We start from the raw sequence: 26,557 nt of genomic DNA on the forward strand, positions 1-26,557 counted from the left end.
AGACTAGCCCATGAAAAGACGTTTACTCACCCAGGCCACAGCACTGGTTCTGGCACTCGGCGCCAGTTCGGCCACCTTGGCGCAAGAAGTCACTTTGCGCTTGATCAGCGGCTTTGCCGAAAACGGTATCTATGTTCAGCGGCTACAGCCTTGGATCAACAAGGTCAATGCTGAAGGCAAAGGAGTTTTACAAATCAACTTCATCGGCGGGCCACGCGCCATTCCTTCGTTTGAGCTGGGCAACGCGGTCAAGACCGGCGTGGTCGACATGGCCTTGAACACGGGCGCTTTCTACACCAACGTCATGCCCGAAGCCGACTTTCTGAAGCTGACCCAGATTCCGGTGGCCGAGCAGCGCAAAAACGGAGCGTTCGATGCCATCAACAAGGTCTGGAATGAAAAAGGCAACATGCAGTACCTGGCGCGCATGGTGGAGAACCAGCCCTTCCACATCTACACAAACAAGAAAGTCGACAAGCCCGACCTGGCGGGTCAAAAAATCCGCATCACGCCTGTGTACCGCGACTTCTTTCAGGCCCTGAACGCCAACGTGATCACCACACCGCCGGGCGAGGTCTACACAGCCTTGGAGCGCGGTGTGGTGGATGGTTATGGCTGGCCCATTGGCGGCATTTTTGACTTCAACTGGCATGAAAAAACCAAGTTCCGCATCGACCCGGGCTTCTACGACGCCGAAGTCTCGCTAATCATGAACCTGCCCGCCTACAAAAAACTCACCGATGCGCAGCGCAACTACCTGCAAAAGCAGTTGCTGGCCCTGGAAGCAGAAAACACCTTCTGGGCAAAGTATTCAGCAGAAGAAATCGCCCGTCAGGCTAAAGCCGGCATTCAAACCATCAGCTTTGATGCGGCCACCAGCAAGGCATTTCGGGACAAGGCTTACGACATTGGCTGGGCCGGTGCATCCAAACAAAGCCCTGAAGTGGCTGCGCGCTTCAAGTCTTTGTTCTCGAAATGATGAACGCCCTGTCCGAACGGTTTGGCCGGTGGATGTCCACACTGGCCCTGTTTGGCTGCCTGCTGCTGTTGGCCATGATGCTCATCATCGTGGCCGACGTGGCACTGCGCAACCTGGCCATCCCGGGCATGCCGCTGGGGTTATCCTGGAGCAACGAGGTGTCTGAACTGATGCTGTACTTGATCACCATGTGCGTTGCTCCTTGGTTGCTGCGCCAGGGTCAGCACATCCGGGTGGACATTTTTTTGCAGGCCATTCCACCGCGCGCCGCCTGGGCGCTGGAATGGGTGGGCGATGTGCTCGGCCTGATGTGTTGTTTGGTACTGGCCTGGTACGGTGCGCAGGCCACTTGGGCCAGTTATGCAGCGGGCTCGCTGAGCATCAAGACCTTGGTCACACCCGAGTGGTGGTCTATGGCCCCATTGCCTGTTGTCTTTGTGCTGCTGTCCATCGAGATGATGTTTCGAATGCACCGACTGCTGCACGCTGTACGCGGTCCACGACAGGATGCCGTGAGCGCAGCTTGAACAGGTTTCAAATGTTTTTAATTTTCTCGTCTGGAGTCTTTACATGAGCAGTTGGCAAATAGCGGCCTGGTTGATGTTGGGCGGCTCGACTTTGCTGCTGTTCATGGGCATGCCCGTAGCCCTGACTTTTTTGGGCGTCAACATCATCGGGGCTATGCTTTACATGGGCGGCGAGCCTGGTTTGGTGCAGCTGATGCGCAACAGCGTGAGTTCGGTCACTGCCTTTGCGCTCACGCCCATTCCGCTGTTTGTGTTGATGGGGGAAATTCTTTTCCACACCGGTCTGGCCCTCAAAGTGATTGAAGGCGTAGAGAGACTCATCGTGCGCGTACCGGGACGCCTGGCAGTGGTCGCCGTGGTGGCGGGCACGGTGTTCTCGGCCATCTCGGGCTCCACCATTGCCACCACGGCCATGCTGGGTTCGCTCATGCTGCCCGTCATGCTGGCACGCGGATACCACCCCACCATCGCCACAGGCCCCATCATGGCCATTGGCGCGGTGGACATGCTGATCCCTCCTTCGGCCCTCACGGTATTGTTGGGTTCACTTTCGGGCATTTCCATTTCCAAGCTGCTGCTGGGCGGCGTAGTGCCAGGCATTTTGTTGTCAGTGGCCTTTGTGGTTTGGATCATTGTGCGTGTGCGCATAAGTCCGCACTTGGCCCCAGCCGACACCGAGGCCGAACAGCACCATGGCTGGGCGCGCTGGCATTTGTTGTTTGCTTATGTTCTGCCCACGCTGTCGATTTTTGGCGTGGTGGTAGGCGCCTTGGCCGCAGGCTGGGCCACCCCGACAGAATGTGCCGCGCTGGGCGCGTTTGCCACCATGTTCTTGGCCGCGCTTTACCGTGTGCTGCGTTGGGAGGCGGTCATCAAAGCCCTCAAAGGCACAGCAGGCATCTCCGGCATGATCTTGTTCATCATCCTTGGCGCCACCACCTTCGCGCAGATTTTGTCTTTTTCCGGTGCCAGCTCTGGGTTGGTCCAATTCATCACTGGCCACGGCCTGTCAGCCAACCAGATTCTGATGGGCATGATGCTACTGCTGATCTTTCTGGGCATCTTTGTGGACCAGGTCAGCATGATGATGATCACCTTGCCCATCTTCATGCCCATCGTAAACACCTTGGGCATCGACCCGGTCTGGTTTGGCGTGCTGTTTTTAATCTGCATGCAATTGGGGCTGCTCTTACCCCCTCACGGTTTGCTGCTCATGACCATGCGCGGCGTCGCGCCCCCATCGGTCACCATGGCTCACATCTTCTTGGCGGTGACGCCTTATGTGGTCATGAGTTTGGTGCTGCTGGCCGCCGTGTTCATGGTGCCGGGTATCGCCACTTGGTTGCCAGGCTGGATGGCTTAAGGCCCGTCTTTTGCAACGGCCGCCCGCAATTTATCCTTCTTGCTCGGCCTTGAACCCTTGATGCCCCCATTGCCGGGCGACGGTGGTGGCGGTGTTTCGGTTTGCTCAAAGCCTGGCACTTGCTCCAAAGGCAGTTCCAAGCTTTCTCGCTTCTGGATAAGCTGCCAGTGCGCGAGCGCAGCGGCGGTCACAAAGCTAACCGCGTCGCCATGCGCACCCGCCCTGCCCGTGCGGCCAATGCGGTGGGTGTAATCGGTGGCTGAGCGCGGCAGGTCGTAATTCACCACCACGGGCAGCATGGCGATGTCGATGCCGCGTGAGGCCAAGTCGGTGGTGACCACCACATCCCAGCGTCCGGCTTTGAATTCGCTGAGCACTTCTTGGCGTGCGCCTTGGCTCATCTCGCCATGGAAAGGCGTAGCAAAAACACCTGCTTTGTAGAGCTTGTTCGCCACATGCTCGCAGGCGTAGCGGGTGGCCACAAAGACCAGCACCTGCTTCCAGCCGTTTTCGTTGATCAAGTGGCGCAGCAAAGCGGTTCGGCTTTTCTCGTCGACGGCGATGGCGCGTTGGGTGATGTCGGGTTTGTGGCCTTCAAAGGCCTCTACCGTGATGCGCACCGGATCGCTCAGCAACTTGGCCGCCAGCGCTTCCACCTCGGGCGCAAACGTGGCAGAAAACAGCAGCGTCTGGCGCTGAGCAGGCAGCAGTGCCAGCACGCGTTGCAACTCGTCGGCAAAGCCCAAGTCAAGCAAGCGGTCGGCTTCGTCCAGCACCAGGTGCTGCACATCGGCCAGGCGCACAGCGTTTTGGTCGATCAAGTCGAGCAAGCGGCCGGGTGTGGCCACCACGATGTCGGCACCGCCACGCAGCGCCATCATTTGGGGGTTGACCGAGACGCCACCAAACACGGTGATCACCTTGAGCGACTGGGGTAACTTGTAGGCGAGGTTAGCCAGCACATCACCCACTTGCACCGCCAGTTCGCGCGTAGGCACCAACACCAGCGTACGCACAGGACGGCGGAAATTGGTCTGGCGCGGCGCGGCCAGCAAGTGCTGCAAAAGAGGGAGCGCAAAGGCCAGCGTCTTGCCCGAGCCGGTGGGCGCAGTGGCCCACACATCGGCCGATTTCAGGACGGCCGGAATGGCCTCGGCCTGGATGGGGGTGGGCGCGTACAAGCCCATGTCACCCACAGCGCGCAAGAGCGCGGGGGTCAAACCGAGTTGGTCAAAGTTCAAAACAGTCCTATCAATGACGGAAGTGACGCACACCGGTGAACACCATCGCTACGCCGCGCTCGTTGGCGGCGTCGATGACTTCTTGGTCGCGCATCGAGCCACCAGGCTGGGCCACGCAGGTTGCGCCTGCATCCACCACCACGTCGAGGCCGTCGCGGAAGGGGAAGAACGCGTCGCTGGCGACCACGGTGTGTTGCAGGCTGAGCTTGGCCGCTTCAGCCTTGATGCTGGCGATGCGGGCAGAATCCAAGCGGCTCATTTGGCCTGCGCCCACGCCCATGGTCATGCCGTTTTTGCAGAACACGATGGCGTTGGACTTGACGAACTTGGCCACTTTCCACGCGAACAACAAGTCGTTCAAATCTTCTGGCGTGGGTTGTTTGACGGTGACGATTTTCAAATCGGCCAAAGCCAACTCGTGGTTGTCAGCGCTTTGCAGCAACAGGCCTGAGCCCACGCGCTTGGTTTCGAGCGCGTTGCGCACGTCGCCATAGTTGGCGGGCAAGGCGATTTTCATCAAGCGCACATTCACTTTGCTCTTGAACACTTCCAGCGCTTCGGCACTGAAGTCAGGAGCCATCAACACTTCGACAAACTGTTTGCTCACGGCCTCAGCCGCAGCTTTGTCCACAGGGCGGTTAAAGGCGATGATGCCGCCAAACGCGCTGGTGGGGTCGGTTTGGAAGGCTTTGCTATAGGCCTCGAGCGGGTTTGCACCCACAGCGACGCCGCAAGGGTTGGCATGTTTGACGATCACGCAAGCGGTGGTATCAAAGCTCTTCACACATTCCCACGCAGCGTCTGCGTCGGCGATGTTGTTGTAGGACAGTTCCTTGCCTTGCAACTGCACGCCAGTGGCGAGCGAACCAGCTTCTGGGGCCAAGTCGCGATACCAGGCGGCTTGCTGGTGGCTGTTTTCGCCGTAGCGCAGGTCTTGCACTTTGACATATTGCTCGTTGAATTGACCGCTGAACTGGGCGCGCTCGGGCACGTATTCTTCGCTGAGTTTTTCAGCTTCAAAGTTCACGCTTGAGAGGTAGTTGCTGATCGCGCCGTCGTATTGGCTGATGCGGTTGAACGCGGCCACAGACAAAGCAAAGCGCAGTTTGTCGCTCAGCTTGCCATTGGTTTTCAACTCGGCAATCACGTCCGCGTATTGGCTGGCGTCGGTGACGATGCCCACGTCTTTCCAGTTCTTGGCGGCAGAGCGCACCATGGCGGGGCCACCAATGTCGATGTTCTCGATCGCGTCAGCCAGTGTGCAACCAGGCTTTGCCACGGTGGCTTCAAACGGATACAGGTTGACGATCAACAGATCAATCGTGTCGATGTTGTGTGCCTTCAAAGCCGCCATGTGCTCGGGCGTGTCCCGACGCGCCAGCAAGCCGCCGTGCACCTTGGGGTGCAGGGTCTTGACGCGGCCGTCCAGCATTTCAGGGAACTGGGTGACTTCGGCCACTTCGGTCACGGGCAGGCCTTGTTCGGCAAGCAGTTTCGCGGTGCCACCGGTGGAGATCAGGCTCACGCCCAAGGCATGCAGTTCTTTCGCCAGGTCGACGATGCCGGTTTTGTCAGAGACGGAAATCAGGGCTCTCATAGGGATACTTTCTTCAAAATTCATTTCAGCAAATCATGTTCAAGCAACTTCTTGCGCAAGGTGTTGCGGTTCAGGCCCAGCCATTCGGCAGCACGCGACTGGTTTTGGCCCGACTGGGTCATCACCACGTCCAGCAAGGGTTTTTCGACCAACTTGACCAACATGTCGTAAAGGCCTGCCGGGTCGGTGCCGTCCAGGTCACGGAAATAAGTTTCCAGGTTATTGCGGATGCAGTTTTCTATCGATTGGGGTTCGCTCATGGCCATGTCTCCAAAACCGGCTGTGCACGCTGTACGGGCAAGCGGTCCATCTGGTTGGCCAGGCCATCCAGGAAATCGGCCACCGCCGCCAGTTGCAGCTGCGCGGTGTCCAGGGTGTTCATGTGTTCACGGAAAGTTTCGCCACCGGGCAGTGCACGCACGTACCAGCCGATGTGCTTGCGCGCGGAGCGCACACCGGTGTATTCGCCGTACAAGCTGTAATGGTCTTGCAGGTGCTCCAGCAAGGCGCGGCGCACCTCGGCCACCAGTGGCGCGGCCAAGTGTTCGCCCGTCGCCAAAAAGTGGCCCATCTCGCGAAAGATCCAGGGGCTGCCCTGCGCGGCGCGGCCCACCATCACGGCGTCGGCTCCGGTGAACTTCAGCACATCGCGGGCTTTCTCTGGCGAATCGATGTCGCCATTGGCCACCACCGGGATGTTCAGGGCCGCCTTGACGGCTGCCACGGTGTCGTATTCGGCGAAGCCTTTGTAACCTTGCTCGCGTGTGCGGCCGTGCACGGTGACCATCTGCACCCCGGCGCTTTCTGCGGCGCGGGCCAGGTTCAGGGCGTTCTTTTCAGCGTCACACCAGCCAGTGCGCATTTTGAGTGTGACGGGCACGCCGTGGGGCAATGCCGCTTCAACCACAGCACCGATGATCTCCAGCGCCAGCGGTTCGTCTTGCATCAAAGCCGAGCCGGCCCATTTGTTGCAGACTTTTTTGGCCGGGCAGCCCATGTTGATGTCAATGATCTGTGCGCCCCGATCGATGTTGTACCGGGCAGCGTCGGCCATCATTTGGGCTTCAGTGCCGGCAATTTGCACCGCAATCGGGCCGGGTTCACCGTCGTGGTTGGCACGGCGCGAAGTTTTGAGCGAGGCCCACAAATCAGGACGCGAGGTCACCATCTCGCTCACGGCATAACCCGCACCAAACTGCCTGCACAACTGACGGAAAGGCCGATCCGTCACCCCCGCCATGGGGGCAACAAACAAATTGTTGGGCAATAGGTATGGGCCAATCTGCATGACTGGGAAGAGCGCTTTTTTTGGGGGAGCCTGTAGAGGAGGCACGATTGTAATTGCTTAATAATTCAGCAAACCAGCTGGGACTGTGCTAGGCAAAACCCCTTGCAGGGCGACACCAAAGGGTTGCGGCCTGACTGGCGCTAAACTGGCTCGATGGACATCTGGATGGATCAACTGCTGCAATGGCTGGCGCTGCCGCAACATGGCTTGAGCACGGTGTTTGTGGTCGCCTTCATTTCAGCCACCTTGCTGCCCATGGGCTCTGAACCGGTGCTGTTTGGTTTGGTCAAACTCAACCCCGAGTTGTTTTGGCCAGCGGTCTTGGTGGCCACCGCGGGCAACACATTGGGCGGTATGTTCAGCTGGTGTATGGGCTGGGGTACACACAAGGCGGTCAAGCACAGGGGTGCATCGGGCCATCACCACCGCGCCTTGGTCTGGTTGGAAAAGTTGGGCCCCAAGGCCTGCCTGCTCAGTTGGTTGCCTGGCGTGGGCGACCCTCTGTGTGCCGTGGCAGGCTGGTTAAAAATGCCATTTTGGCCGTGCACGATGTACATGGCCATCGGGAAGTTTGGCCGCTACGTGGTCATGACGGCCAGTCTGCTGTGGGTGTTTCCGGGGCAGTTTTGATGCGGCCAGCAAAAGCTCAGGCCACCTTGTTGCGCAAGGGCAAACCTGTCGTCCAGCAGCGCAAATTGTCCAAAAATATCTGCCCCACTCTGGTTTCATTGCCATCGGAGTGACCCGCTGCATGGGGTGTGACCATGACCTGCGGCATGGCCCACAGAGGTGAATCAACGGGCAAAGGCTCGTGGGCGAAAACATCCAAAAAAGCGCCGCCCAGCCGTCCACTTTGCAAAGCCGCAACCAAAGCCAGTTCGTCCACCACTTCACCCCGCGCCACGTTCACCAAATGGGCTCCGGGGGGCAGCAAAGCCAAGGCCCCGGCATTGACCAATTGGCGGGTTTTGAGGGTCAAGGGGCAAGCCAAGACCAGCCAATCTGTTTTGGGCAAAACCTGCTGCCAATCCTCAAACGAGACCATTGCAACGCTTTCGGCCTCTGTCTTGGTATGCGCTTGCTGGCGCACGGCCTGCACGTTCATGCCCAAGGCCTGCAGCAAACTGCCCAGCTTTTGTCCAATGGGGCCCCAGCCGACAATGGTCGCCGTCTGCCCCGGCAAGTCCCGTGGCATGCGCTCACCCATCATGGGGATCCACTGCCGGTCTCGCTGCTCAGCCCAAAGCTGCGGAAAACGCCGGGCCAGCGCCAAGATACCCGCCAAAGCCACGGTGGCCACGACTTGGGCATTGGCCCCGGAAGAGGTGGACACCTGGACGCCTCTGGCCAAAAGGTCGAGGTAAATCTGACGATCGGCGCCGGCCGAATGGATGTGCACCCATTGCAAATCAGCAGACTGGCGAAGCAGTGTGTAGACCTGTTCCAAGGCGGGGTGAATTTCGTGCTTGGTCGAGGTGCCCGTGACCTCACGCGAAATGAAGGCCACATCGGCATCGGTGCGTTGCGCAGCCACGGCTTCTTCTAAGGAGATCAACTCAAAGGGAAACTGCCCCATCGCAGCCGAGACCGATGCCCCCAAGAGGTCAATGGACTGCCGGGACATGAGGATTCGCAAGGGGCTGCTCATGGATTGGACCTGTCGGCGCACTTCATCACTCGGCTTTGGCACCCGACTCGCGCACGATGAGGCGCCACTTGTCATGCTCACGCTGAACGAATTGGCCAAACTGAGCTGGCGTGCCGCCCGCAGGGTCTGCGCCCTGGGCAATCATTTGCTGCTCGATGGCGGGCACTTGCAAGATGTCGTTGACGGCTTTGTTCACCATGCTGATCACAACTTCTGGTGTGCCCTTGGGCGCAAAAAAACCAAACCACGATCCAGCCTCAAATTGAGGGAAGCCTTTTTCGACCACGGTGGGCACATCAGGCATGGAACGCGAACGCTTGAGTGAGCTGACCGCCATCGGTTTGAGCTTGCCCGCCGCGATGTGTGGCATCACCGATGGGATCGTTGCAAACATGAACTGGATGCGGCCTGCCAACAAATCCTTCAAGGCATCAGCACCTTTGTAGGGAATGTGGGTCGCCTCAAAACCCACCCGCTTGGACAGCATGAAGCTGGACAAATGGGACGAGGTGCCGATGCCGGTTGAACCGTAGTTGAGCTTGCCTGGATTGGCCTTGGCGTAAGCGATCAGCTCTTCCATGGTGTTGGCGGGCACCGAAGGGTGGATGACCAAGACATTGGGCACATCCGCAATCTGAACAATCGGCACCAGATCGGTCAAGGGGTTGTAGGGCAGCTTGCCATACAAGGTGGGGTTGACCGCAATGGGCCCCACAGAATTGACAATCAAGGTGTACCCATCCGGCGCAGAGCGGACCACCAGCTCGGTGCCCAAGTTGCCCCCCGCACCAGGCTTGTTGTCGATGACAAAAGGCTGCTTGAGTTTTTCGGACAACTGCTGCGTGACGGTCCGCGCCAAGATGTCGGTGGTGCCGCCTGCCGTGAAGGCCACGACCACTTTGACCGGTTTTTGGGGGTACACCTGCGCCTGCGCCCAAGAAGGCATGGCCATTGCCATGGCCATGGCCGAGAGGGTGGCCACCCACCAACGCGAAGAAGACGTCATACGGGTCTTTCGTTAGAGACAAGAAGCAATGTGTTCAGGTTTTGTAACTGGGGTCCATGCGGTCCAGCTTACGGAGCAAGGCTGGCCACTCCATGAGGCCATAGGGCCTGCGGGTGCTGGGCTGGTAGTTGTTCCAGGTCTCTTCCAAAACTTCGGGCGCAACCTTGACGAGAGGTGTGTTGCAAGCCATGGCCGCCAGTTGGGCATGGCACGCCAGTTCCAAGCGGTGCATCCAGTTGAAGGCTTCACCCACACTGCGCCCCACCGTCAAAACGCCGTGATTTCGCAAAATAAGGGCTTCGCCCTGCCCCAAGTCTTGCACCAGCGAGGCCTGCTCGGTCAGATCGAGCACCACACCTTGGTAGTCGTGGTAACCGATCTTCAAAAACCGCATGGCCGTTTGGGTGATGGGTAACAGGCCGCATTCAAGTGACGACACGGCCATCGAGGCCCAACTGTGCGTGTGGATGACGCAATCGACTTCGGGTCGGGCCGCATGCACCGCACTGTGAATCACGTAGCCGGCCTTGTTGATGCCGTAATTCAGATCGCCAAAATCGGGCTTGGACAAGATGTTGCCGTCGTGGTCAATCTTGATCAAGCTGGACGCTGTGATTTCCTCGTACATCATGCCGTAGGGATTGATGAGAAAAGCACCATCTTCGCCCGGCACACGAGAAGAGATGTGGTTGGCCATCATGTCCGACATGCCATAGATCGCCACCAAGCGGTAACACGCCGCCAAGTCCACGCGCGCTTGCCACTCTGCGGGTGTGCAGCGGGCTTGCATCGACTCGATCTTCAAATATCCGTTTTCAAGCATGACAGCTCCTGTAAGTCAGTCTAGTTTGACACCTGCGCTCTTGACCAGGTTCACCCAGAATTTGGCATCTTCGGTCAAAAAGGCCGCGAAGTTCTCTGGCGAGTTGGACAAAGCCACGTCGGTGCCTTCTCGGGCCAAGGCGGCTTTCACAGACGGTTGTGCCATGGCCGATTGGGTGGCGTCAAAAATCTTTTTGATCACAGCCGGCGGCGTGCCCACCGGCACAAAGAGGCCATACCAAAATTCAATGGCGTATTCGGGCAGTTTGGCCTCTTGCATGCCTGGCAAACCGGGCACCAATGTCGTGCTGTTTTTGGTGCTGACGGCCAAACCTTTCAAGCGACCTGCCTGGATCATGGGCAAGACCGATGGGGGTGTACCAAAGGTCACTTGAGTGTCTCCGGCAATGACCGACTGGATGGCGGGCGAACCCCCACGAAAAGGGATGTGCACCATGTCCACACCCGTCAATTGGGTGAACAAGGCCGCACCCAAATGGGGTGCAGAGCCGTTGCCCGACGTGGCGTAGTTGATCTTGCCGGGTGACTGTTTGGCCCGCGCAATCAAATCTTGCACCGAATTGATGCCCAGTGAGGGATTGACCGCAATGACCAAAGGCGAAGCGGTGACTTTGGTGACCGGCACCAAATCTTTCGGGGTGTAGTTCAACTTGGCGTTGAGTGCCGGGTTGACCGAGATGCTGCTGGGGCTGGCCAACAAAACGCTGTACCCATCTGGCGCTGCCTTGGCCACGTTTTCTGCCGCAATGCTGGAGCCGGCACCGGCCTTGTTTTCGACAATGACCGTTTGACCCAAGGACTTGCCCATGGCATCGCTGAGGGCACGGGCCACATAGTCGGCCGCACCACCTGGTGCAAAACCCACCACCAAGCGAATCGGCTTGATGGGATAGGCTGCACCTTGGGCTTGCACAGCCATGGCCAAGCACGACAAGACGAATGCTGAAATCAGGTTTCTTTTGTTCATGGTGTTGTCTCCTTTGATGGGAATGTCTTGGGAAAATTTCAATCCGGCTTGGCGATGCGCAGCACGATCTTGCCGGTGTGCTGGTTGCTTTCCATGCGGACCTTGGCTTGGAGCAATTGGTCGAACTCAAACACTTGGTCCAACAGGGGTTGGATGCGACCATCGGCAAAGGCCGGCAAAATTTGTTTGGCAAATTGCGCAACACCCTCTGAGCGCTGCGCCAGTGTGCGGTTCTTGTTGGAGACACCATACAGGCACAAGCGCTTGGAATGCAAAGTCTCCAGATCGATGGTGGCACTGAGCGTGTTGTCGACGTAGCCCACAATGCCCATTCGCCCCTGAAACGCCATGCAACGCATGTTCTCGGCAAACATGGACCCACCCACGGTGTTCACCACCAAATTGGCCCCTTTGCCCTCGGTGGCTTGCAAAACGGTTTCGTGGAAATCAGCAGCACGCGTGCACAGACCCAAATCCAGCCCCAGAGGCTTCAATTGGTCGAGCTTGGCTTGCGAACCCGATGTGCCAATGACTTTGGCCCCCAAAACTTTGGCCATTTGCAAGCTGGACACACCCACACCTGAAGAGACCCCATTGATCAAAAGCGTCTGTCCGGCCTGCAAGTGACCTTGCATCACCAAAAGGTCATACGTCACCAAAAACGTCAGCGGGATCGAGGCGGCTTGCTCCGAACTCAAATTGTCCGGGACGGGCATGATTTCGCGCACATCCATCACCACGTATTCTGAAAATGTCCCGGGGCATCGGCCCATCACCCGATCGCCCACTTGCCAAGCGCCTGTGTCGCTGCCCAGCTGCGCAATATGCCCTGCCCCTTCCATGCCAGCGGGCTTGCTGCCGCCTTTGCCGTGCAGGCCGTGCCCCACGATCAACTCACCGCGATTGAGGGCTGCGGCATGCAACTTGACCAGCACTTGACCTGGGCCGGGCACGGGCACATCGACCTCCCGCAGCTCCAAATGGCCTTGACCGTCGCTGATGTTCATCCAATAAGATTTCATAGGGGACCTCATTCGCCTTTGAAGACGGGTTTGCGTTTTTCCATGAAAGCCTTGCGGCCTTCGGCATAGTCGGCGCTGTCAAAGCAGCCGCGGATAAGTTGGGTGCACAAATCCATGTCCAACTCGGGCGATGGCTTGAGGATTTCTCGCGTGATGGCCTTGGCCGCCTGGATGGTCAGGGGCGCGTTGGCGGCCAGTGCTGACGTGTATTCACCCAGCAACTCGGGCAAGGCCTCAGGAGCGCAAACCCGCGTGACCAGCCCCAAGCTGTGTGCTTCTTGTGCATTGATTTTTCGGGCCGTGAAAAACAGGTCTTTGGCCGCGCCAGGGCCAATCAGATCCACCAGGTTTTTCATGGCCGAATAGCGGTAGCCCAAGCCCAAGCGAGCGGCAGGCACCGAAAACACGGCGTCGCTGGCAGCAATCCGCATGTCACAACTGATGGCCACATTGATGCCACCACCGATGCAAAAGCCGCGGATGCAGGCCAGCGTGGGCTTGGGAAAGTTGTAAATACCCATCAGCGCCGTCTCGGCCATGTGCTCATAGCGCGTGACCGCCTCGCGGGCGGCACGCATGTCTTCAAACTGCGAAATGTCCGCACCCGAGACAAAGGCTTTCTCGCCTGCCCCGGTGAACACCACCAAGCGCACTCGGGGGTCGTGTTCGGCCTGGTTCAAGAGCACAGGCACGGCCTCCCACATGTCCACCGACAGCGCATTGTGGCGGGCGACATTGTTGAACTGGATGAACAAGGTGCTGCCCTCCAGCCAGGTATTGACCCGTTCGGTGGGCGAGGTGTAGACGATGTCGGACATTCAAAAAACTCCTTTGGATTTCAGTTGCTCAAGCGCTTGGGCCGTGAGCCCCAGTTCGCCCAAAATTTCCTCGCTGTGCTCGCCACGGCGAGGGGCCGCTCGGGCAATGGTGCTGGGCGTGCGCTCCAGTTGCATGGGTTGCCCCACCAAACGCTGCGGACCTTGGTGCACCGACACCACATCTTTGACCATCTTCAGGTGCTGAATTTGCGGCTCTTTGAACACTTCGTCCATGCTGTTGATCAGGCCACAAGCCACGCCACCGTCGTTCAAGCGCTCGATCCAATAAGCACGGTCTTGCAAGGCCAGTCGCTCGTTGATCTCGGCGTTCAACGCATCGCGGTTGACCGAGCGGCTGGGCTTGTCGTGGTAGCGCGGATCGGTGACCCATTGCGGTGCTTCCAGAATGTCGCAGAACCGCTCCCAAATTTTGGAGCCAAACACCGCGATGTTCATGTAGCCATCGCGCGCCTTGTAAACCCCGGTGGGGATGCTGGTGGGGTGGAAGTTGCCCGCCTGCGTGGCCACCTCTTCGTCGATCAACCAGCGCGAGGTCTGGAAATCCATCATGTACACCATGGACTCGAGCAATGAGGTGTGCAGCCACTGGCCTTGGCCTGACTTTTCGCGCTCCAGCAAGGCCACCAAAATACCTTGCGCCGCAAAAATGCCCGCACACAAGTCGGCAATCGGAATGCCCACGCGCATGGGGCCCTGCTCGGTCATGCCCGTGACCGACATCAGCCCGCCCATGCCCTGCGCAATTTGGTCAAAACCCGGCCTTGCGGCCAAAGGACCGGTTTGACCAAAGCCAGAAATGCTGGCGTAAACCAAACCGGGGTTGTCGTTTTTCAGGCTGTCGTAATCGATGCCCAAACGGAACTTGACGTCTGGGCGGAAGTTCTCGACCACCACATCGGCCTTGGCGATCAACTGCTTGAGCAAGGCAATGCCCTCGGGCTCTTTCAGGTTCAGTGTGATCGAGCGCTTGTTGCGGTGGGTGTATTGGTAATCTGACCCCTCTTGTCCGCCCAGCGTGTCGTCGCCACGCATGTGCTCGGGCATTTGAACTTGCACCACATCGGCACCCCAGTCGGCCAACTGGCGGCAAGCGGTGGGTCCCGCACGCACTTGGGTCAAGTCGATCACTCGAAAACGAGACAACGCTGCAGAAGCGGGTTGGTGTGGCATGGTCGTGGTCCTGACGAAAAAGGGGCTCAGTTTGAACAAGTGCGTGACACCTGTTGATGACCCCGAAAGTTTGAACGCCAGGCCCAAAAGTGTCAACACTTTGTCTGAATTGTTGACACATTCGCGACCTTGAGCGCATGATTTTGGCCATCTTCAGGTAGGATGACTCCACCATTTTGCAGGTCTGGCCCAGCGATACACCCCATGAATACAGCCCGAGAAAAGCCCGAGCAAGGTTTGCCCGTTTTTGTGGCAGACCAGCTCAAGCAACTCATTTACAGCGGGGAGCTCAAGCCCGGTGAGCGCCTGAACGAAGCGGCCTTGGCGCTGCGCATGGGCACCAGCCGGGGTCCTGTGCGCGAAGCGATCCGCATGCTCACGGGTTTGGGCTTGGTCAAGGCGGTGCTCAACCGGGGTGTTTTTGTGCGCCAAATGTCGGTGCGTGAAATGCTGGAGCTGTACGACCTGCGCGCCTTGGTGTTTGGTTTTGCGGCAGAACGCGCCACCGACCACCTGGCCGAAAGCCACAAAGCGCAGTTTGAGCAACTGCTCAACGCCATGGATGTGGCCTGCGAGACCGAAAACGCCAACCTTTATTACGATCTGAACCTGAAGTTTCATGCGCTGGTGCTGCTGCTGGCCAACAACCAAAGGGCCCAAGCTGCTTACGACGATTACGTCAAAGAAATGCACCTGTTCAGGCGCGAGTACTTCAATGCACCGGGCAATATGCGCCAGTCCAATGCCGAGCACCGAACTTTGTACGAGGCCATCGCCAAAGGAGCCAAGGCCAAAGCCAAATCAACGGCAGAACGCCATGTGCTCAAAGGCCGCGAACGGCTGCTGAGCAACATGGACAGCAACAGCCCGCTGGCAGGGCTTTGAGCTGGCCATGCTCGGCCTGGTCAAATCAACCTTGAAGTGTTTTGGCTGTTTTTCACCCACTGAGGTTTGCCCATGAAGACCCCCGTATTGACTGTGTTGTTGTCTGTGTTTTTGGCTGCGCTGGCCGCCTTGGTCGCGGTGGTGGCCTGGAATTGGGCCCCAGACCGAGGGGTGGACACCCTCAAGGCACGCTGGGCAACGGCCCCCTCACACTTTGTGACCCTGCAAGGCATGCAGGTGCACTTGCGTGACGAAGGCCCGCGCGATGACCCCGAGCCCATCGTGCTGATCCACGGCACCTCGGCCAGCCTGCACACCTGGGACGGCTGGACAGATGCGCTCAAAGGCCAACGGCGCGTGATTCGCATGGACTTGCCCGGTTTTGGCCTGACCGGCCCCGCGCCCGATGGCGACTACCGCATGACCCGTTACGCCGACTTCATCGCCGCGCTGCTGGACCAGCTGGGCGTGCGCCGTGCGGTGTTGGCAGGCAACTCTTTGGGCGGCGGTGTGGCCTGGCGCACGGCCGTGCAGAACCCCGAACGGGTCAGCCGACTGGTGCTAGTGGACGCGAGCGGCTACCCGCTGCAATCAACCTCGGTGCCGCTGGGCTTTCGGCTGGCGCAGATCGAGTGGCTCAAGCCCGTGATGAGCAGACTCTTGCCCCGGCGCATGATCGAGTCGAGTGTGCGCAACGTCTACGCCGACCCGGACAAGGTCACACCTGAGTTGGTGGACCGTTATTACGAACTGACGCTGCGCGAGGGCAACCGCGAAAGCCTGACCCAACGCATGAAGCTGCGCGAGACCGATGCCCAGTCCGCCGGGCTGATTGCCACCATCAGGCAGCCCACACTGATTTTGTGGGGCGCACAGGACCGGCTCATCCCCGAGCCTTCAGGTCAACGCTTTCACCAAGACATCGCAGGCAGCCAATACGTGGTGTTTGACGGGCTGGGCCATGTGCCGCAAGAGGAAGACCCACAGCGCAGCGTGGCGGAGGTGCTGAAGTTTCTGGCGTCCCAACGCTGACCCAGCGACTTGGTCCTACAAAAAAACCGCTCCTCGGAGCGGTTTTTTGTTGGAGCCTCAGCGGGTTCAGGAGCTGAACAGGAAGTTCATCACATCGCCATCTTTCACGACATAGTCCTTGCCTTCGGCGCGCATCTTGCCAGCGTCTTTGGCGCCTTGCTCACCCTTGAAGCTGATGAAGTCGTCAAACGCGATGGTCTGGGCGCGGATGTAGCCTTTTTCGAAGTCGGTGTGGATCACACCAGCCGCTTGCGGGCCGGTGTCGCCCACATGGATGGTCCAGGCACGCACTTCTTTCACGCCAGCGGTGAAATAAGTTTGCAGACCCAGCAAGCCGTAAGCAGATCGGATCAGGCGGTTCAGGCCAGGCTCGTCTTGGCCCAGTTCCTTCAAGAACTCCAGGCGGTCGGCGTCGTCCATCTCGGACAACTCGGCTTCGATCTTGGCGCAAATGGCCACCACAGGCGCGTTTTGCTTGGCAGCAAAGGCCTTCAAGCGGTCGAGGAACGGGTTGTTCTCAAAGCCGTCTTCCGACACGTTGGCCACGAACATGGCAGGCTTGGCCGTGATGAAGAAGAACTGCTTGAGTTCAGCGCGCTCTTCTTTGCTGAAGTCGATGGTGCGCACCGGCTGGGTGTCGTTCAGTGCAGCCAGGCATTTTTCCAGGATCGCCATTTGCTTGACGGCTTCTTTGTCACCGGAGCGGGCGATTTTGCTCACGCGGTGAACGGCTTTTTCGGCGGCGGCCAAGTCGGCCAGGCACAGCTCGGTCTGGATGACCTCGATGTCGGCAATCGGGTCCACCTTGTTGGCCACGTGGATCACGTTGTCGTCTTCAAAGCAGCGTACCACGTTGACGATGGCATCGGTCTCGCGGATGTGGGCCAGAAACTTGTTGCCCAGGCCTTCACCTGTGCTCGCACCAGCGACCAGGCCGGCGATGTCCACAAACTCGACGATGGCGGGCACGATGCGCTCGGGCGTGATGATTTCGGCCAACTGTTGCAAGCGCGTGTCAGGCACTTCAACCACGCCGGTGTTGGGCTCAATCGTGCAAAAGGGGTAGTTCTCAGCCGCGATACCGGCTTTGGTCAGGGCGTTAAAAAGGGTGGATTTGCCCACGTTGGGCAAACCCACGATGCCGCATTTGAGGCTCATGGGGTTCTTTCGGGTTCATTCTGGGTCACTGCGGCATTTTAGCCGGGGGGCTTCTACAATCTTCACATGGCTAATCACCCCGACATTTGCATCCGAGGCGCTGGCATTGTGGGCCGCACTTTGGCCTTGTTGCTGGCCCGCGAACGGCTGAACGTGGCTTTGGTCGAATCGCCCCATCCCCACACGGCACCTGATGTTCGCGCCTATTCGCTCAACGGGGCCGCTATGGCCCTGCTGCAAGACCTGCGTTGCTGGCCCGACAGCCCTGCCGTCACACCGGTTCACCAAATGCAAATTTGGGGAGATCACGGAGGCCGATTGAACTTCGGGGCCCGCGAACAAGGCGTGGGCGAGCTCAACTGGATGGTGGACGTGCCGGTGCTGGAAGCGCGCTTGGCCCAAGCCGTGCAGTTTCAGCCGCACATCGAGGTGGTGCAAGCGCCGGTGGCTGCGCCACTCACAGTGGTGTGCGAAGGGCGCGCCAGCCAAACGCGGGCCGAGTTGGGTGTCGCCTTTGACATCACCCATTACGAACAACATGCCGTGGCGACACGCTTGGCCTGTGAGCGACCGCACGAAGGCATCGCTCGCCAATGGTTTGGCTGGAGCCAAGCCCCAGGTTTGTCAGAGCCGCAGGCCGAAGTGCTGGCCCTGCTGCCTGTAGGCGGTGAAGGCGGGTGCGAAGTGGCGCTGGTTTGGTCGGTGCACCCCTTGCGGGCACAAGAACTCATGGCGCTGCCCGCTCAAGCGTTCGCCTCCGAATTGGCCCAAGCCTGCGGCAACGCACTGGGCGGCATGCAGCTTTCGGCCGAACGTGCCGTATGGCCACTTCAGCTGGCGCGTGCCGAAGGCTGGATTGGCAACATGCCCGGCGCAGTCAAACAGTCGTTTGCCTTGGCGGGTGACGCCGCCCACACACTGCACCCCTTGGCGGGTCAAGGCCTGAACGTGGGCTTGGCCGATGTGGCCGAACTCGTCAAGGTGATCCGTGCCAAAGAGTTTTGGCGGCCATTGAACGACCTGAAGTTGCTGCGCCGTTACGAACGCGGCCGCCAAGCCGATGTGCAAGCCATGGGTCTGGTGACCGATGGCCTGCAGCGCCTGTTTGCTCAGCCCGGTCCGGTCTGGCAAAACCTGCGCAACTGGGGCATGCGCGGCTTTGACCGCAGTGGCCCTTTGAAACAATGGGTGACACAACACGCCATGGGCCAAAGCAGCCCTGGCCCTTCTGCCAAAGCGCAGAGCTGATATTTACTGCCCTCTTTGAATCCGAAAGTGCCTCGATGAAGTTTGCCCTGTCAAAACTGGCCCTGTTGGTGGCCACCACCGCTTTGTCTTGGAGTGCTGTGATGGCGCAAGAGGCCACCATCCGGAAAAACCTGAGCGAACGCCTGAGCAATTTGCCCAAAATCGACGAAATCAGCAAAACGCCTATGAATGGCCTGTTTGAAGTTCGCATGGGCAATGAGGTGATGTACAGCGATGCCGAGGGCAACTTTTTGATCCAAGGGTCGCTGATCGACGTCAAACAAAAGCGCAACCTGACCGAAGAGCGCATGGAAAAGCTGTCGTCCATCCCCTTTGACCAGCTGCCCCCCAAAACGGCCTTCACCCAAGTGCGCGGCAACGGCAAACGCAAACTGGCCGTCTTTGCCGATCCCAACTGTGGCTACTGCAAACGCTTTGAAAAAGACCTGCAAAAACTGGACAACGTCACGATTTCCCACTACCTCTACCCCATCTTGGGCGAGGACTCCAAAACCAAATCCAAAAACATCTGGTGCGCCAAAGACAAGGCCAAGACTTGGAACGACTGGATGATCAACGGCACCACCCCGCCTGCCGCCAACTGCGACACCTCAGCCATCGACACCATCGTTGAATTTGGCAAAAAGCAACGCATCACAGGCACACCGATGATTTTGTTCGCCGATGGCACCCGCGTGCCCGGTGCTGTGCCCCTGGCCCAAGTCGAAAAAATGCTGGCGGAAATCAAATGATGAACACCCCTATCGCCGAAGACCCGACCTGGCATCTGATCCGTCGCCTGGGCTATGCCGGGCTGATTCCCTTTGTTTTTTTCGCGCTTTGCCTTTGGCTGGTAGGCCCTGACTTGCACCCTTATGTGGCGCTGTCGATGCAAGGTTACGGTGCGGTGATCGTGTCGTTTTTGGGCGGCATTCACTGGGGCGTGGGTTTCCGCAATGCCTTGATCACGCCCAACGCACCGCGCCTTCACTTCACATGGGGTGTGGTGCCCTCCTTGTTGGCTTGGGTGGGCGTGATGATGCCGGCTTTTGCAGGTTTGCCTTTGCTGGGCTTTGTGCTGATCGGCTGCTACGTGATGGACCGCCGCACCTGGCCCGCTGCAGGTTTGGCCCCCTGGTTGCCCATGCGTTTGCAACTGACCATCGTGGCCAGCCTGAGCTGCTTTTTAGCGGCTGGCGCCACCTGAAACAACACCCATGACCGCCATCCACTACACCGTAGAAGCAGCAGACCTGCACGCCCACCTGTTTCGGGTCACGCTCACCATCGCACAACCGGCAGCGCAACAAACCGTGTCGCTTCCTGTGTGGATTCCGGGCAGCTACCTGGTGCGCGAGTTTGCCAAGAACCTGCAAAACCTTCAGGCCAAACAAGGGCGCCGAGGCGTTCCCATCCAGCAGTGTGACAAATGCACATGGGACATCGATTGCAAACCAGACCAGCCCTTGGTGCTGAGTTACGAGGTTTATGCCTTTGACAACTCGGTGCGCACCGCCTGGCTGGACAGCCAGCGCGGGTTTTTTAATGGCACCAGCCTTTGCCTGCGCGTGCATGGACAAGAACACCTGCCGCACCAGCTGCAATTGCAAGCCGTCAAAGGCCAGCCCGATTGGCAAGCTGCCACGGGCCTCACACCCGTCAAGACTGACAAAAAAGGCTTTGGCTTGTACCAAGCTGCCGACTACGACGAGCTGGTGGACTGCCCATTCGAGTTGGGTGCGTTCTGGTCGGGCAGCTTTGTGGCCTGCGGCATTCCGCACCGCTTTGTGGTGGCGGGCGCCCTGCCCTCGTTTGATGGCGAGCGCCTGCTGGCCGACACCCAAAAAATATGCGAAGCCGAAATCCGCTTCTGGCATGGGCAAGGCCAACAGGCCGGGACCAAAGCTCCCCACCAAAATTACCTGTTCATGCTCAACGCCGTGCTCGACAGCTACGGCGGATTGGAGCACCGCAACAGCACAGCCCTGATCTGCAACCGGTCCGACTTGCCCAGGCAAACCAGCCCGTATGACAACACCCAAAAGGGCGAGGGTTACACCACGCTGCTGGGCCTGATCAGCCACGAGTACTTCCACACCTGGAACGTCAAGCAACTGCGCCCTGATGCCTTTGCCCGTTACGACTACACCCAAGAAAACTACACACAACTGCTGTGGTTCTTTGAAGGCTTCACCAGCTATTACGACGACCTGCTGCTGCGCCGCGCGGGCCTGATCGACGACGCCACCTACATCAAGCTGCTGGGCAAAACCATCGCCCAGGTGCAGCAAACACCCGGCCGCCATGTGCAGAGCGTGGCACAAGCCAGCTTTGACGCTTGGGTCAAGTACTACCGCCAGGACGAAAACACCCTCAATGCCACGGTGAGCTACTACACCAAGGGCTCACTCGTTGCGCTGTGCCTGGACCTGAAATTGCGCCAAGAAAACCAGACACTGGATAAAGTGATGCGTGGCCTCTGGAAGCGCTGCAAAGGTGGCCCGATGCGCGAGCAAGACCTGCTGGACGAACTGCAAAGCCTGACGGGCCGCAGCTGGGCGCTAGAAATTCAAGCTTGGGTTCACAGCACCCAAGACCTGCCGCTGCGCGACTTGCTGACGGCACACGGCGTCACCATCGAAGCCGACATCGCCACGATGCCCCAACGACTGGGCCTGCGCGTCAGCGAAGCTGGGGGCAGCGTGCAAATCAAAGGCGTGCTGCGCGGCAGCGCAGCCGAAGCCGCAGGCTTGGCATCCGGCGACGAATGGCTGGGGCTGGATGTGGGAGCCAAGGGGCAAGGCGGCAGCTGGCGACTGAGCAAGCTCGACGAACTGCCCACCCTGATGGGCAAGGAGCACCAACTGGTGGCACTCGTCTCGCGCGACAAACGCTTGCTGCGTTTGCCGTTGAAAGTGCCAGAACAAGCCAGTGGCTGGAAACTGGGGATGGCTGCGGGCAGGGCACAAGGCTGGCCGGCGATCTGAGATTGTGTGGGAGCCCCGCCCTCGGGGCGAAAGAGCTCGTAAAGAGGGCAGTGGTTTGCTTTCGCGGCGGGGGCGCCGCTCCCACAAAGCACCGCTCGCCCTAACCACCGTCACTTCTTGCGAAGGTCGACCACCCGCTTGGCTTTGCCTTGGCTGCGCTCGACGCCGCCTTCTGCCTTGAGTTCAATCGCCACGCTCGAGCCAATAAAGACCTTGATCTCGTGCTGCAGCTGCTTGGCCGCAGCACGCGCTTCCATGCTGTCGGGTGACACGCCGGGCTTGGTCTCGATCAGCACTTTGAGGTCGTCCATCGGGCCTTCGCGGGTCAGCACGCACTGGTAATGCGGGGCCAACTCGGCGCGCTTCAAGATCAATTCTTCGATCTGGCTGGGGAACACGTTCACGCCGCGGATGATCATCATGTCGTCGCTGCGGCCGGTGATCTTTTCCATGCGGCGCATGGTGCGGGCCGTTCCTGGCAACAGGCGCGTCAGGTCTCGCGTGCGGTAACGAATGATAGGCAGCGCTTCTTTGGTCAGGCTCGTGAAGACCAGCTCACCCATCTCACCGTCGGCCACGGGTTCACCCGTTTCGGGGTGGATGATCTCGGGGTAGAAGTGGTCTTCCCAGATGGTCGGGCCGTCCTTGGTCTCGATGCATTCGCTGGCCACACCCGGGCCCATGACTTCGGACAGGCCGTAGATATCCACCGCGTCAATGTTCATGCGTTTTTCGATCGCCGCGCGCATGTCGTTGGTCCACGGCTCGGCACCAAAGATGCCGATGCGCAGCGATGAGGTCTTGGGATCGATGCCTTGGCGCTCAAACTCGTCGGCAATCGCCAGCATGTAGCTGGGCGTGACCATGATGATGTTGGACTTGAAATCTTGGATCAGCTGTACCTGGCGCTCGGTCTGGCCGCCACCAAAAGGCACGACCGTGAGGCCCAATTTTTCGGCGCCGTAGTGCGCGCCCATGCCGCCCGTGAACAGGCCATAACCGTAGCTCACATGCACCATGTCACCCGGCTTGGCACCGCCCGCGCGGATGCTGCGGGCCACCACGTTGGACCAGGTGTCAATGTCTTTGAGGGTGTAGCCCACCACCGTGGGTTTGCCGGTGGTGCCGCTGGACGCATGGATGCGGGCGCAGTTTTCGCGCGGCACAGCGAACATGCCAAACGGGTAGCTGTCGCGCAAGTCTGACTTGGTGGTGAAGGGGAACTTGGCGATGTCGGCCAGGCTCTTGCAATCGTCAGGGTGCACGCCTGCTGCGTCGAACTTGGCGCGGTAGACGGGCGAATTGGCATAGGCGTGCTGCAGCGTCTGCTGCAGCCGCTTGAGCTGCAGGCTGCGCAGCTCGTCGATGCTGGCCTTTTCAATCGGCTCCAGGGGGAAGACTTTTTGGCTCATTCAAAACTCCACTTGATCAGGCGGGGGACAGGGCTGAAGACCTGCACCCCAATTCATTGATTTATTCCGGCACCACCGAGCCCGGGATCTGCGCGCTCTTGCCACGGAACATGGCGATCACCTCACCATTTTGGTTGGTGACCTTCATGTCGTAAATGCCATGACGGCCGCTGAGCGTTTGCTCGATGCCTTCGCAGGTCAGCACATCGCCCAACTTGCCGGGCTTCAAAAATTCGATGCTGCAACCCGCCGCCACCGCGTTCTTGTTGTAGCTGTTGCAGGCAAAGGCAAAGGTTGAATCGGCCAGCGTGAAGATGAAGCCGCCGTGGCAAATCTGGTGACCGTTCAGGTGCAGTGGTTTCACCACCATGCGCATCACGGCGCGGCCGGGCTCGCAGCTCAGCAGTTCCATGCCCATGGTGTCTTTGGAGGCCACGTCCACGGCGAACATGGTTTCGCCCACCAACTGGGCCAGGGCTTGGGGGTTGTTCATCATTCGCCTTTGAATTGGGCGGGGCGCTTTTCGAGGAAGGCCTGCACGCCCTCGAAATAGTCGTGCGTGCGGCCCAGCGCGGATTGCGTGTCGCGCTCGGCGTCCAAATGCTCTGACAACGTTCGGGTGGTCGCTGACTGCAACAAAGCACGGGTGGCCACCAAAGCTTTGGTGGGCATTTGCGCCAAACGCTCAGCCATGGCCAAAGCGGCAGCCAGCGCGTCGTCGGCCACGTCCCAAATCATGCCCCACTCCTTGGCTTTCTCAGCTGTCAGTTTGTCGCCGGTCATGGCCAGCGCCATGGCACGGGCCAATCCCAAACGCTCGACCAACAACCAGCTGCCGCCCGCATCGGGGATCAAACCGATCTTGCTGAAGGCCTGAATGAAACTGGCGTTGGGCGCGGCGATCGCGATGTCACACGCCATGACCATCGAAGCGCCAGCGCCCGCCGCCACGCCATTGACCGCCGCGATGGTGGGCATGCGCAACGACTGCAGGCGACGCGTGCTGGGGTTGAAGGCTTGGTCAATGATGGGGCCGGGATCGGCACGTTCGACACGGTTGGGACCGGGCGTGAAATCGAAGTCGGACAAATCGGCACCCGCACAAAAACCACGGCCAGCGCCGGTGATGACCGCGGCCCGGATCGCCGGGTTGGCTTCGGCCTGATCCAGGGCGGCCCAAAGATCGTGGTGCATCTGGCGGGTGAAACTGTTCAAAGCCGCTGGGCGGTTCAACGTGATGAGGGCAACAGCGCCGCGCACTTCTAAAAGCACGGTCGGAACAGTGGGTTCGGTCATGAAAGTTCTCCTTGATGGCCGAATTTACCATTAACCGACCGATCGGTTGGTTAATGTTTTCCCTATGTTGGCCCTTGCTCTACGCTCTGGCGACAGACTTGAGGCAGGCTGCGTGGTTATAGTCAGCGCCAGACATTTTCACCCCCCGCAGGAGAAACACTTGAGCTACGACAACATCGAAGTCCGGACCGAAGGCGGTCAAGTTGGCATCATCACCCTCAACCGCCCCAAAGCCTTGAACGCGCTCAACGGCGCACTGATGGACGAGCTGGGCATTGCGCTCAAGGCCTTTGACGCCGACGAGGCCATTGGTTGCATCGTCATCACCGGCAGCGAAAAAGCCTTTGCGGCAGGTGCCGACATCGCGGCCATGGCCAAGTTCAACTTCAACGAAGTTTACAAACAGGACTTCATCACCCGCAATTGGGAAACCATCCGATCGATTCGCAAGCCGGTGATCGCAGCCGTGAGTGGCTTCGCTCTGGGAGGCGGCTGCGAGCTGGCCATGATGTGCGACTTCATCATTGCAGCCGACAACGCCAAATTTGGCCAGCCCGAAATCAAGATCGGCATTATCCCCGGTGCCGGTGGCACGCAGCGCCTGCCTCGCGCCATGGGCAAATCCAAAGCCATGGACTTGGTGCTGACAGGTCGGATGATGGACGCCCAAGAGGCCGAACGCGGTGGCTTGGTCAGCCGTGTGGTGCCATTGGACAAATTGATGGACGAAACCCTGGGCGCTGCACTGATGATTTGTGGCTACGGCCAGCTGGCGGTGATGGCGGCCAAAGAGAGCGTGAACCGTGCCTTTGAAAGCGGCTTGTCCGATGGCGTGATGTTCGAGCGCCGTGTTTTCCACAGCTTGTTTGCCACCGCCGACCAAAAAGAAGGGATGGACGCTTTTTTGAACAAGCGGCCACCCCAATTTGTGAACGGTTAAGCCCTTCGAGCAGACGCCAAAAACCAAAAAGCCCACAGTCGCAAAACTGTGGGCTTTTGATTTGGTGGTGATAGGTGGATTTGAACCACCGACATCAGCATTATGAATGCTGCGCTCTAACCAACTGAGCTATATCACCAAAAACTGATCACATTCAAACAAACTGCTGAATGCGGATGACATGTGTCACCAAGCCAAAAATTATACACAAAATTCAGTGCATCACCCGCTGAAAAGCGCAACAATTCTCAAATGACAACACCGACAAACCCGCAATTCAGTGACCTCATTGCCAGCAAGCAAGCTGCTCAATGGGTCTGGGAACAATGGCAATCAGGGCAAGCATTCCCGATTTTTCCCGAAACCTGCCGACCTTTGAACGCGATCCAAGGTTATCAAGTACAGGCTCATTTGCCGACGGTGTCGGGGCGCCAGGTCATCGGTTGGAAAATCGCTGCCACCAGCCACAATGGACAAGCCCACATCAATGTCAGCGGCCCTTTGGCTGGGCGCTTGTTGTCAGGCCAAGTGTTTGAAAGCGGTGCCACCGTTCCTTCATCCGGCAACCGGATGCGCGTGGCCGAACCAGAGTTCGCCTTCACCATGGGGCAAGATTTGCCGCCACAAAACTCGCCATATCGCTTGCCAGAGGTCATGGCCGCCGTGGCCACCCTGCACCCGGCTCTTGAAGTGCCGGACTCACGGCTGGCGCCCTTCACTGAAGCTGGAGAGGCGCAGTTATTGGCTGATAACGCCTGCGCACGCCATTTTGTGCTGGGCCCTCCTGCGCCCGATGGGTGGCGTCAAATTGACTTGAGCACCCATGCTGTTGAGGCGCAAGTGCATCAGGGCGAGGCCGATCGGTACACCCGAACAGGCTCAGGCGCTTGGGTCCTCGGAGACCCCCGCATCGCCTTGACTTGGCTGGCAAACCAGCTCTCGAGTTTGGGCATCACGCTGGAAAAAGGTCATGTGGTCACCACGGGCACCTGCATGGTTCCGCTGGAGTTGGCTCCCGGTGACATGGCAAAGGCAGACTTCGGTGTGCTGGGTGAAGTCAGCATGCATTTTTCGGTCTAGGTCCTGTGAACTGCAGGGCAAAACGAAAG

The 26,557-nt window shown here is 59.0% G+C and carries 27 protein-coding genes and 1 tRNA gene; 12 read left to right on the forward strand and 16 right to left on the reverse strand.

From position 1 onward, the window contains the following. Window positions 1–10: 10 nt before the first annotated feature. From dctP to B9Z40_RS04745, 3 genes are read left to right on the forward strand one after another with little or no spacing between them, the layout of a single operon-like run. On the forward strand, window positions 11–979 hold the full coding sequence (dctP, locus tag B9Z40_RS04735) for a TRAP transporter substrate-binding protein DctP (RefSeq protein WP_100172118.1): 969 nt from the start codon (window positions 11–13) through the stop codon (window positions 977–979). Beyond that, window positions 979–1,506: a TRAP transporter small permease gene (locus B9Z40_RS04740; RefSeq protein ID WP_233204785.1), complete on the forward strand. Its 528-nt coding sequence runs from the start codon at window positions 979–981 to the stop codon at window positions 1,504–1,506. The genes dctP and B9Z40_RS04740 overlap by 1 nt, the downstream gene beginning before the upstream one ends. Window positions 1,507–1,549: 43 nt before the next feature. Next, complete coding sequence (locus B9Z40_RS04745; RefSeq protein ID WP_100172119.1) at window positions 1,550–2,869, forward strand: TRAP transporter large permease subunit; 1,320 nt, start codon at window positions 1,550–1,552, stop codon at window positions 2,867–2,869. Here the strand turns inward: B9Z40_RS04745 and B9Z40_RS04750 are convergent. Genes B9Z40_RS04750 through dusB form a run of 4 tightly spaced genes read right to left on the reverse strand, consistent with a single transcriptional unit; the run spans window position 2,866 to window position 6,995 of the window. Next, a complete protein-coding gene (locus B9Z40_RS04750) occupies window positions 2,866–4,110 on the reverse strand; it encodes a DEAD/DEAH box helicase (RefSeq protein ID WP_100172120.1) in 1,245 nt (414 codons plus the stop codon). The two genes, B9Z40_RS04745 and B9Z40_RS04750, sit on opposite strands and share 4 nt — an antisense overlap. Before the next feature lie 10 nt (window positions 4,111–4,120). Next, entirely contained in the window at window positions 4,121–5,707 is a 1,587-nt protein-coding gene (purH, locus tag B9Z40_RS04755) for a bifunctional phosphoribosylaminoimidazolecarboxamide formyltransferase/IMP cyclohydrolase (RefSeq protein ID WP_100172121.1), read from the reverse strand. Window positions 5,708–5,727: 20 nt separating this feature from the next. Further along, complete coding sequence (locus tag B9Z40_RS04760; protein ID WP_100172922.1) at window positions 5,728–5,967, reverse strand: Fis family transcriptional regulator; 240 nt, start codon at window positions 5,965–5,967, stop codon at window positions 5,728–5,730. Continuing rightward, complete coding sequence (dusB, locus tag B9Z40_RS04765) at window positions 5,964–6,995, reverse strand: tRNA dihydrouridine synthase DusB (protein WP_100172122.1); 1,032 nt, start codon at window positions 6,993–6,995, stop codon at window positions 5,964–5,966. The genes B9Z40_RS04760 and dusB overlap by 4 nt, the downstream gene beginning before the upstream one ends. Window positions 6,996–7,148: 153 nt before the next feature. On the opposite strand from dusB, the gene B9Z40_RS04770 reads away from it, so the two are divergent. Beyond that, a complete protein-coding gene (locus tag B9Z40_RS04770) occupies window positions 7,149–7,625 on the forward strand; it encodes a YqaA family protein (protein ID WP_100172123.1) in 477 nt (158 codons plus the stop codon). A gap of 16 nt (window positions 7,626–7,641) precedes the next feature. Here the strand turns inward: B9Z40_RS04770 and B9Z40_RS04775 are convergent, their stop codons facing one another. Genes B9Z40_RS04775 through B9Z40_RS04805 form a run of 7 tightly spaced genes read right to left on the reverse strand, consistent with a single transcriptional unit; the run spans window position 7,642 to window position 14,490 of the window. After that, the gene (locus tag B9Z40_RS04775) at window positions 7,642–8,643 is read right to left on the reverse strand and encodes a D-2-hydroxyacid dehydrogenase (protein ID WP_233204786.1); all 1,002 of its coding nucleotides are present in this window, start codon (window positions 8,641–8,643) and stop codon (window positions 7,642–7,644) included. Window positions 8,644–8,668: 25 nt separating this feature from the next. Further along, on the reverse strand, window positions 8,669–9,649 hold the full coding sequence (locus B9Z40_RS04780; protein ID WP_100172125.1) for a tripartite tricarboxylate transporter substrate binding protein: 981 nt from the start codon (window positions 9,647–9,649) through the stop codon (window positions 8,669–8,671). Window positions 9,650–9,683: 34 nt separating this feature from the next. Further along, on the reverse strand, window positions 9,684–10,472 hold the full coding sequence (locus B9Z40_RS04785; RefSeq protein WP_100172126.1) for a class II aldolase/adducin family protein: 789 nt from the start codon (window positions 10,470–10,472) through the stop codon (window positions 9,684–9,686). A gap of 15 nt (window positions 10,473–10,487) precedes the next feature. Next, on the reverse strand, window positions 10,488–11,459 hold the full coding sequence (locus tag B9Z40_RS04790; RefSeq protein ID WP_100172923.1) for a tripartite tricarboxylate transporter substrate binding protein: 972 nt from the start codon (window positions 11,457–11,459) through the stop codon (window positions 10,488–10,490). 38 nt (window positions 11,460–11,497) lie between these two features. Next, the gene (locus tag B9Z40_RS04795; RefSeq protein WP_233204787.1) at window positions 11,498–12,481 is read right to left on the reverse strand and encodes a zinc-binding dehydrogenase; all 984 of its coding nucleotides are present in this window, start codon (window positions 12,479–12,481) and stop codon (window positions 11,498–11,500) included. An 8-nt stretch (window positions 12,482–12,489) separates the two neighbouring features. Next, complete coding sequence (locus tag B9Z40_RS04800) at window positions 12,490–13,299, reverse strand: enoyl-CoA hydratase (protein WP_100172127.1); 810 nt, start codon at window positions 13,297–13,299, stop codon at window positions 12,490–12,492. Next, entirely contained in the window at window positions 13,300–14,490 is a 1,191-nt protein-coding gene (locus tag B9Z40_RS04805) for a CaiB/BaiF CoA-transferase family protein (protein WP_100172128.1), read from the reverse strand. It abuts the gene before it with no gap. 204 nt (window positions 14,491–14,694) lie between these two features. Here B9Z40_RS04805 and B9Z40_RS04810 point away from each other — a divergent pair, with 204 nt between their 5' ends. Further along, entirely contained in the window at window positions 14,695–15,375 is a 681-nt protein-coding gene (locus B9Z40_RS04810; RefSeq protein ID WP_100172129.1) for a GntR family transcriptional regulator, read from the forward strand. A gap of 72 nt (window positions 15,376–15,447) precedes the next feature. After that, on the forward strand, window positions 15,448–16,407 hold the full coding sequence (locus B9Z40_RS04815) for an alpha/beta fold hydrolase (protein WP_100172130.1): 960 nt from the start codon (window positions 15,448–15,450) through the stop codon (window positions 16,405–16,407). 66 nt (window positions 16,408–16,473) lie between these two features. On the opposite strand, the gene ychF is transcribed toward B9Z40_RS04815, so the two are convergent. Then, window positions 16,474–17,565, reverse strand: coding sequence for a redox-regulated ATPase YchF (gene ychF / locus B9Z40_RS04820; RefSeq protein ID WP_100172131.1), 1,092 nt, complete (start codon window positions 17,563–17,565; stop codon window positions 16,474–16,476). Window positions 17,566–17,631: 66 nt separating this feature from the next. Here ychF and B9Z40_RS04825 point away from each other — a divergent pair, with 66 nt between their 5' ends. The 4 genes from B9Z40_RS04825 to B9Z40_RS04840 are packed head-to-tail and all read left to right on the forward strand — an operon-like array spanning window position 17,632 to window position 21,800. Then, window positions 17,632–18,813, forward strand: a complete 1,182-nt coding sequence (locus B9Z40_RS04825; protein WP_100172132.1) for an FAD-dependent monooxygenase — start codon at window positions 17,632–17,634, stop codon at window positions 18,811–18,813. 35 nt (window positions 18,814–18,848) lie between these two features. Next, a complete protein-coding gene (locus tag B9Z40_RS04830; RefSeq protein WP_100172133.1) occupies window positions 18,849–19,565 on the forward strand; it encodes a DsbC family protein in 717 nt (238 codons plus the stop codon). Then, window positions 19,562–20,020: a DUF3429 domain-containing protein gene (locus tag B9Z40_RS04835; protein ID WP_100172134.1), complete on the forward strand. Its 459-nt coding sequence runs from the start codon at window positions 19,562–19,564 to the stop codon at window positions 20,018–20,020. The genes B9Z40_RS04830 and B9Z40_RS04835 overlap by 4 nt, the downstream gene beginning before the upstream one ends. Before the next feature lie 10 nt (window positions 20,021–20,030). After that, entirely contained in the window at window positions 20,031–21,800 is a 1,770-nt protein-coding gene (locus B9Z40_RS04840; protein WP_100172135.1) for a M61 family metallopeptidase, read from the forward strand. A 110-nt stretch (window positions 21,801–21,910) separates the two neighbouring features. On the opposite strand, the gene paaK is transcribed toward B9Z40_RS04840, so the two are convergent. From paaK to B9Z40_RS04855, 3 genes are all read right to left on the reverse strand, one after another. Beyond that, on the reverse strand, window positions 21,911–23,212 hold the full coding sequence (gene paaK / locus B9Z40_RS04845; RefSeq protein WP_100172136.1) for a phenylacetate--CoA ligase PaaK: 1,302 nt from the start codon (window positions 23,210–23,212) through the stop codon (window positions 21,911–21,913). A gap of 61 nt (window positions 23,213–23,273) precedes the next feature. Continuing rightward, window positions 23,274–23,705, reverse strand: a complete 432-nt coding sequence (gene paaI / locus B9Z40_RS04850) for a hydroxyphenylacetyl-CoA thioesterase PaaI (protein ID WP_369823401.1) — start codon at window positions 23,703–23,705, stop codon at window positions 23,274–23,276. Then, entirely contained in the window at window positions 23,705–24,508 is an 804-nt protein-coding gene (locus B9Z40_RS04855) for an enoyl-CoA hydratase-related protein (RefSeq protein WP_100172138.1), read from the reverse strand. Before B9Z40_RS04855 ends, paaI begins: the two co-directional genes overlap by 1 nt. Window positions 24,509–24,668: 160 nt before the next feature. Here B9Z40_RS04855 and B9Z40_RS04860 point away from each other — a divergent pair, with 160 nt between their 5' ends. After that, window positions 24,669–25,448, forward strand: coding sequence for an enoyl-CoA hydratase (locus B9Z40_RS04860; RefSeq protein ID WP_100172139.1), 780 nt, complete (start codon window positions 24,669–24,671; stop codon window positions 25,446–25,448). Window positions 25,449–25,510: 62 nt separating this feature from the next. On the opposite strand, the gene B9Z40_RS04865 is transcribed toward B9Z40_RS04860, so the two are convergent. Next, window positions 25,511–25,587 (reverse strand) — tRNA-Met (locus B9Z40_RS04865). Between the two features lie 113 nt (window positions 25,588–25,700). On the opposite strand from B9Z40_RS04865, the gene B9Z40_RS04870 reads away from it, so the two are divergent. Then, window positions 25,701–26,528 carry a 2-keto-4-pentenoate hydratase gene (locus B9Z40_RS04870; protein WP_100172140.1) on the forward strand — a complete coding sequence of 276 codons (828 nt, stop codon included), beginning with the start codon at window positions 25,701–25,703 and terminating at the stop codon, window positions 26,526–26,528. The last annotated feature ends 29 nt before the right edge of the window (window positions 26,529–26,557 follow it).

It is taken from the genome of Limnohabitans sp. 15K (assembly GCF_002778285.1).
Lineage (GTDB): Bacteria > Pseudomonadota > Gammaproteobacteria > Burkholderiales > Burkholderiaceae_C > Limnohabitans_A.

Coding starts and splice junctions, on each gene's coding strand:
- dctP (WP_100172118.1), top strand. CDS start 11: ATGAAAAGACGTTTACTCACCCAGGCCACAGCACTGGTTCTGGCACTC.
- B9Z40_RS04740 (WP_233204785.1), top strand. CDS start 979: ATGAACGCCCTGTCCGAACGGTTTGGCCGGTGGATGTCCACACTGGCC.
- B9Z40_RS04745 (WP_100172119.1), top strand. CDS start 1,550: ATGAGCAGTTGGCAAATAGCGGCCTGGTTGATGTTGGGCGGCTCGACT.
- purH (WP_100172121.1), bottom strand. CDS start 5,707: ATGAGAGCCCTGATTTCCGTCTCTGACAAAACCGGCATCGTCGACCTG.
- B9Z40_RS04760 (WP_100172922.1), bottom strand. CDS start 5,967: ATGAGCGAACCCCAATCGATAGAAAACTGCATCCGCAATAACCTGGAA.
- dusB (WP_100172122.1), bottom strand. CDS start 6,995: ATGCAGATTGGCCCATACCTATTGCCCAACAATTTGTTTGTTGCCCCC.
- B9Z40_RS04770 (WP_100172123.1), top strand. CDS start 7,149: ATGGACATCTGGATGGATCAACTGCTGCAATGGCTGGCGCTGCCGCAA.
- B9Z40_RS04775 (WP_233204786.1), bottom strand. CDS start 8,643: ATGAGCAGCCCCTTGCGAATCCTCATGTCCCGGCAGTCCATTGACCTC.
- B9Z40_RS04780 (WP_100172125.1), bottom strand. CDS start 9,649: ATGACGTCTTCTTCGCGTTGGTGGGTGGCCACCCTCTCGGCCATGGCC.
- B9Z40_RS04785 (WP_100172126.1), bottom strand. CDS start 10,472: ATGCTTGAAAACGGATATTTGAAGATCGAGTCGATGCAAGCCCGCTGC.
- B9Z40_RS04790 (WP_100172923.1), bottom strand. CDS start 11,459: ATGAACAAAAGAAACCTGATTTCAGCATTCGTCTTGTCGTGCTTGGCC.
- B9Z40_RS04795 (WP_233204787.1), bottom strand. CDS start 12,481: ATGAAATCTTATTGGATGAACATCAGCGACGGTCAAGGCCATTTGGAG.
- B9Z40_RS04800 (WP_100172127.1), bottom strand. CDS start 13,299: ATGTCCGACATCGTCTACACCTCGCCCACCGAACGGGTCAATACCTGG.
- B9Z40_RS04805 (WP_100172128.1), bottom strand. CDS start 14,490: ATGCCACACCAACCCGCTTCTGCAGCGTTGTCTCGTTTTCGAGTGATC.
- B9Z40_RS04810 (WP_100172129.1), top strand. CDS start 14,695: ATGAATACAGCCCGAGAAAAGCCCGAGCAAGGTTTGCCCGTTTTTGTG.
- B9Z40_RS04815 (WP_100172130.1), top strand. CDS start 15,448: ATGAAGACCCCCGTATTGACTGTGTTGTTGTCTGTGTTTTTGGCTGCG.
- ychF (WP_100172131.1), bottom strand. CDS start 17,565: ATGAGCCTCAAATGCGGCATCGTGGGTTTGCCCAACGTGGGCAAATCC.
- B9Z40_RS04825 (WP_100172132.1), top strand. CDS start 17,632: ATGGCTAATCACCCCGACATTTGCATCCGAGGCGCTGGCATTGTGGGC.
- B9Z40_RS04830 (WP_100172133.1), top strand. CDS start 18,849: ATGAAGTTTGCCCTGTCAAAACTGGCCCTGTTGGTGGCCACCACCGCT.
- B9Z40_RS04835 (WP_100172134.1), top strand. CDS start 19,562: ATGATGAACACCCCTATCGCCGAAGACCCGACCTGGCATCTGATCCGT.
- B9Z40_RS04840 (WP_100172135.1), top strand. CDS start 20,031: ATGACCGCCATCCACTACACCGTAGAAGCAGCAGACCTGCACGCCCAC.
- paaK (WP_100172136.1), bottom strand. CDS start 23,212: ATGAGCCAAAAAGTCTTCCCCCTGGAGCCGATTGAAAAGGCCAGCATC.
- paaI (WP_369823401.1), bottom strand. CDS start 23,705: ATGAACAACCCCCAAGCCCTGGCCCAGTTGGTGGGCGAAACCATGTTC.
- B9Z40_RS04855 (WP_100172138.1), bottom strand. CDS start 24,508: ATGACCGAACCCACTGTTCCGACCGTGCTTTTAGAAGTGCGCGGCGCT.
- B9Z40_RS04870 (WP_100172140.1), top strand. CDS start 25,701: ATGACAACACCGACAAACCCGCAATTCAGTGACCTCATTGCCAGCAAG.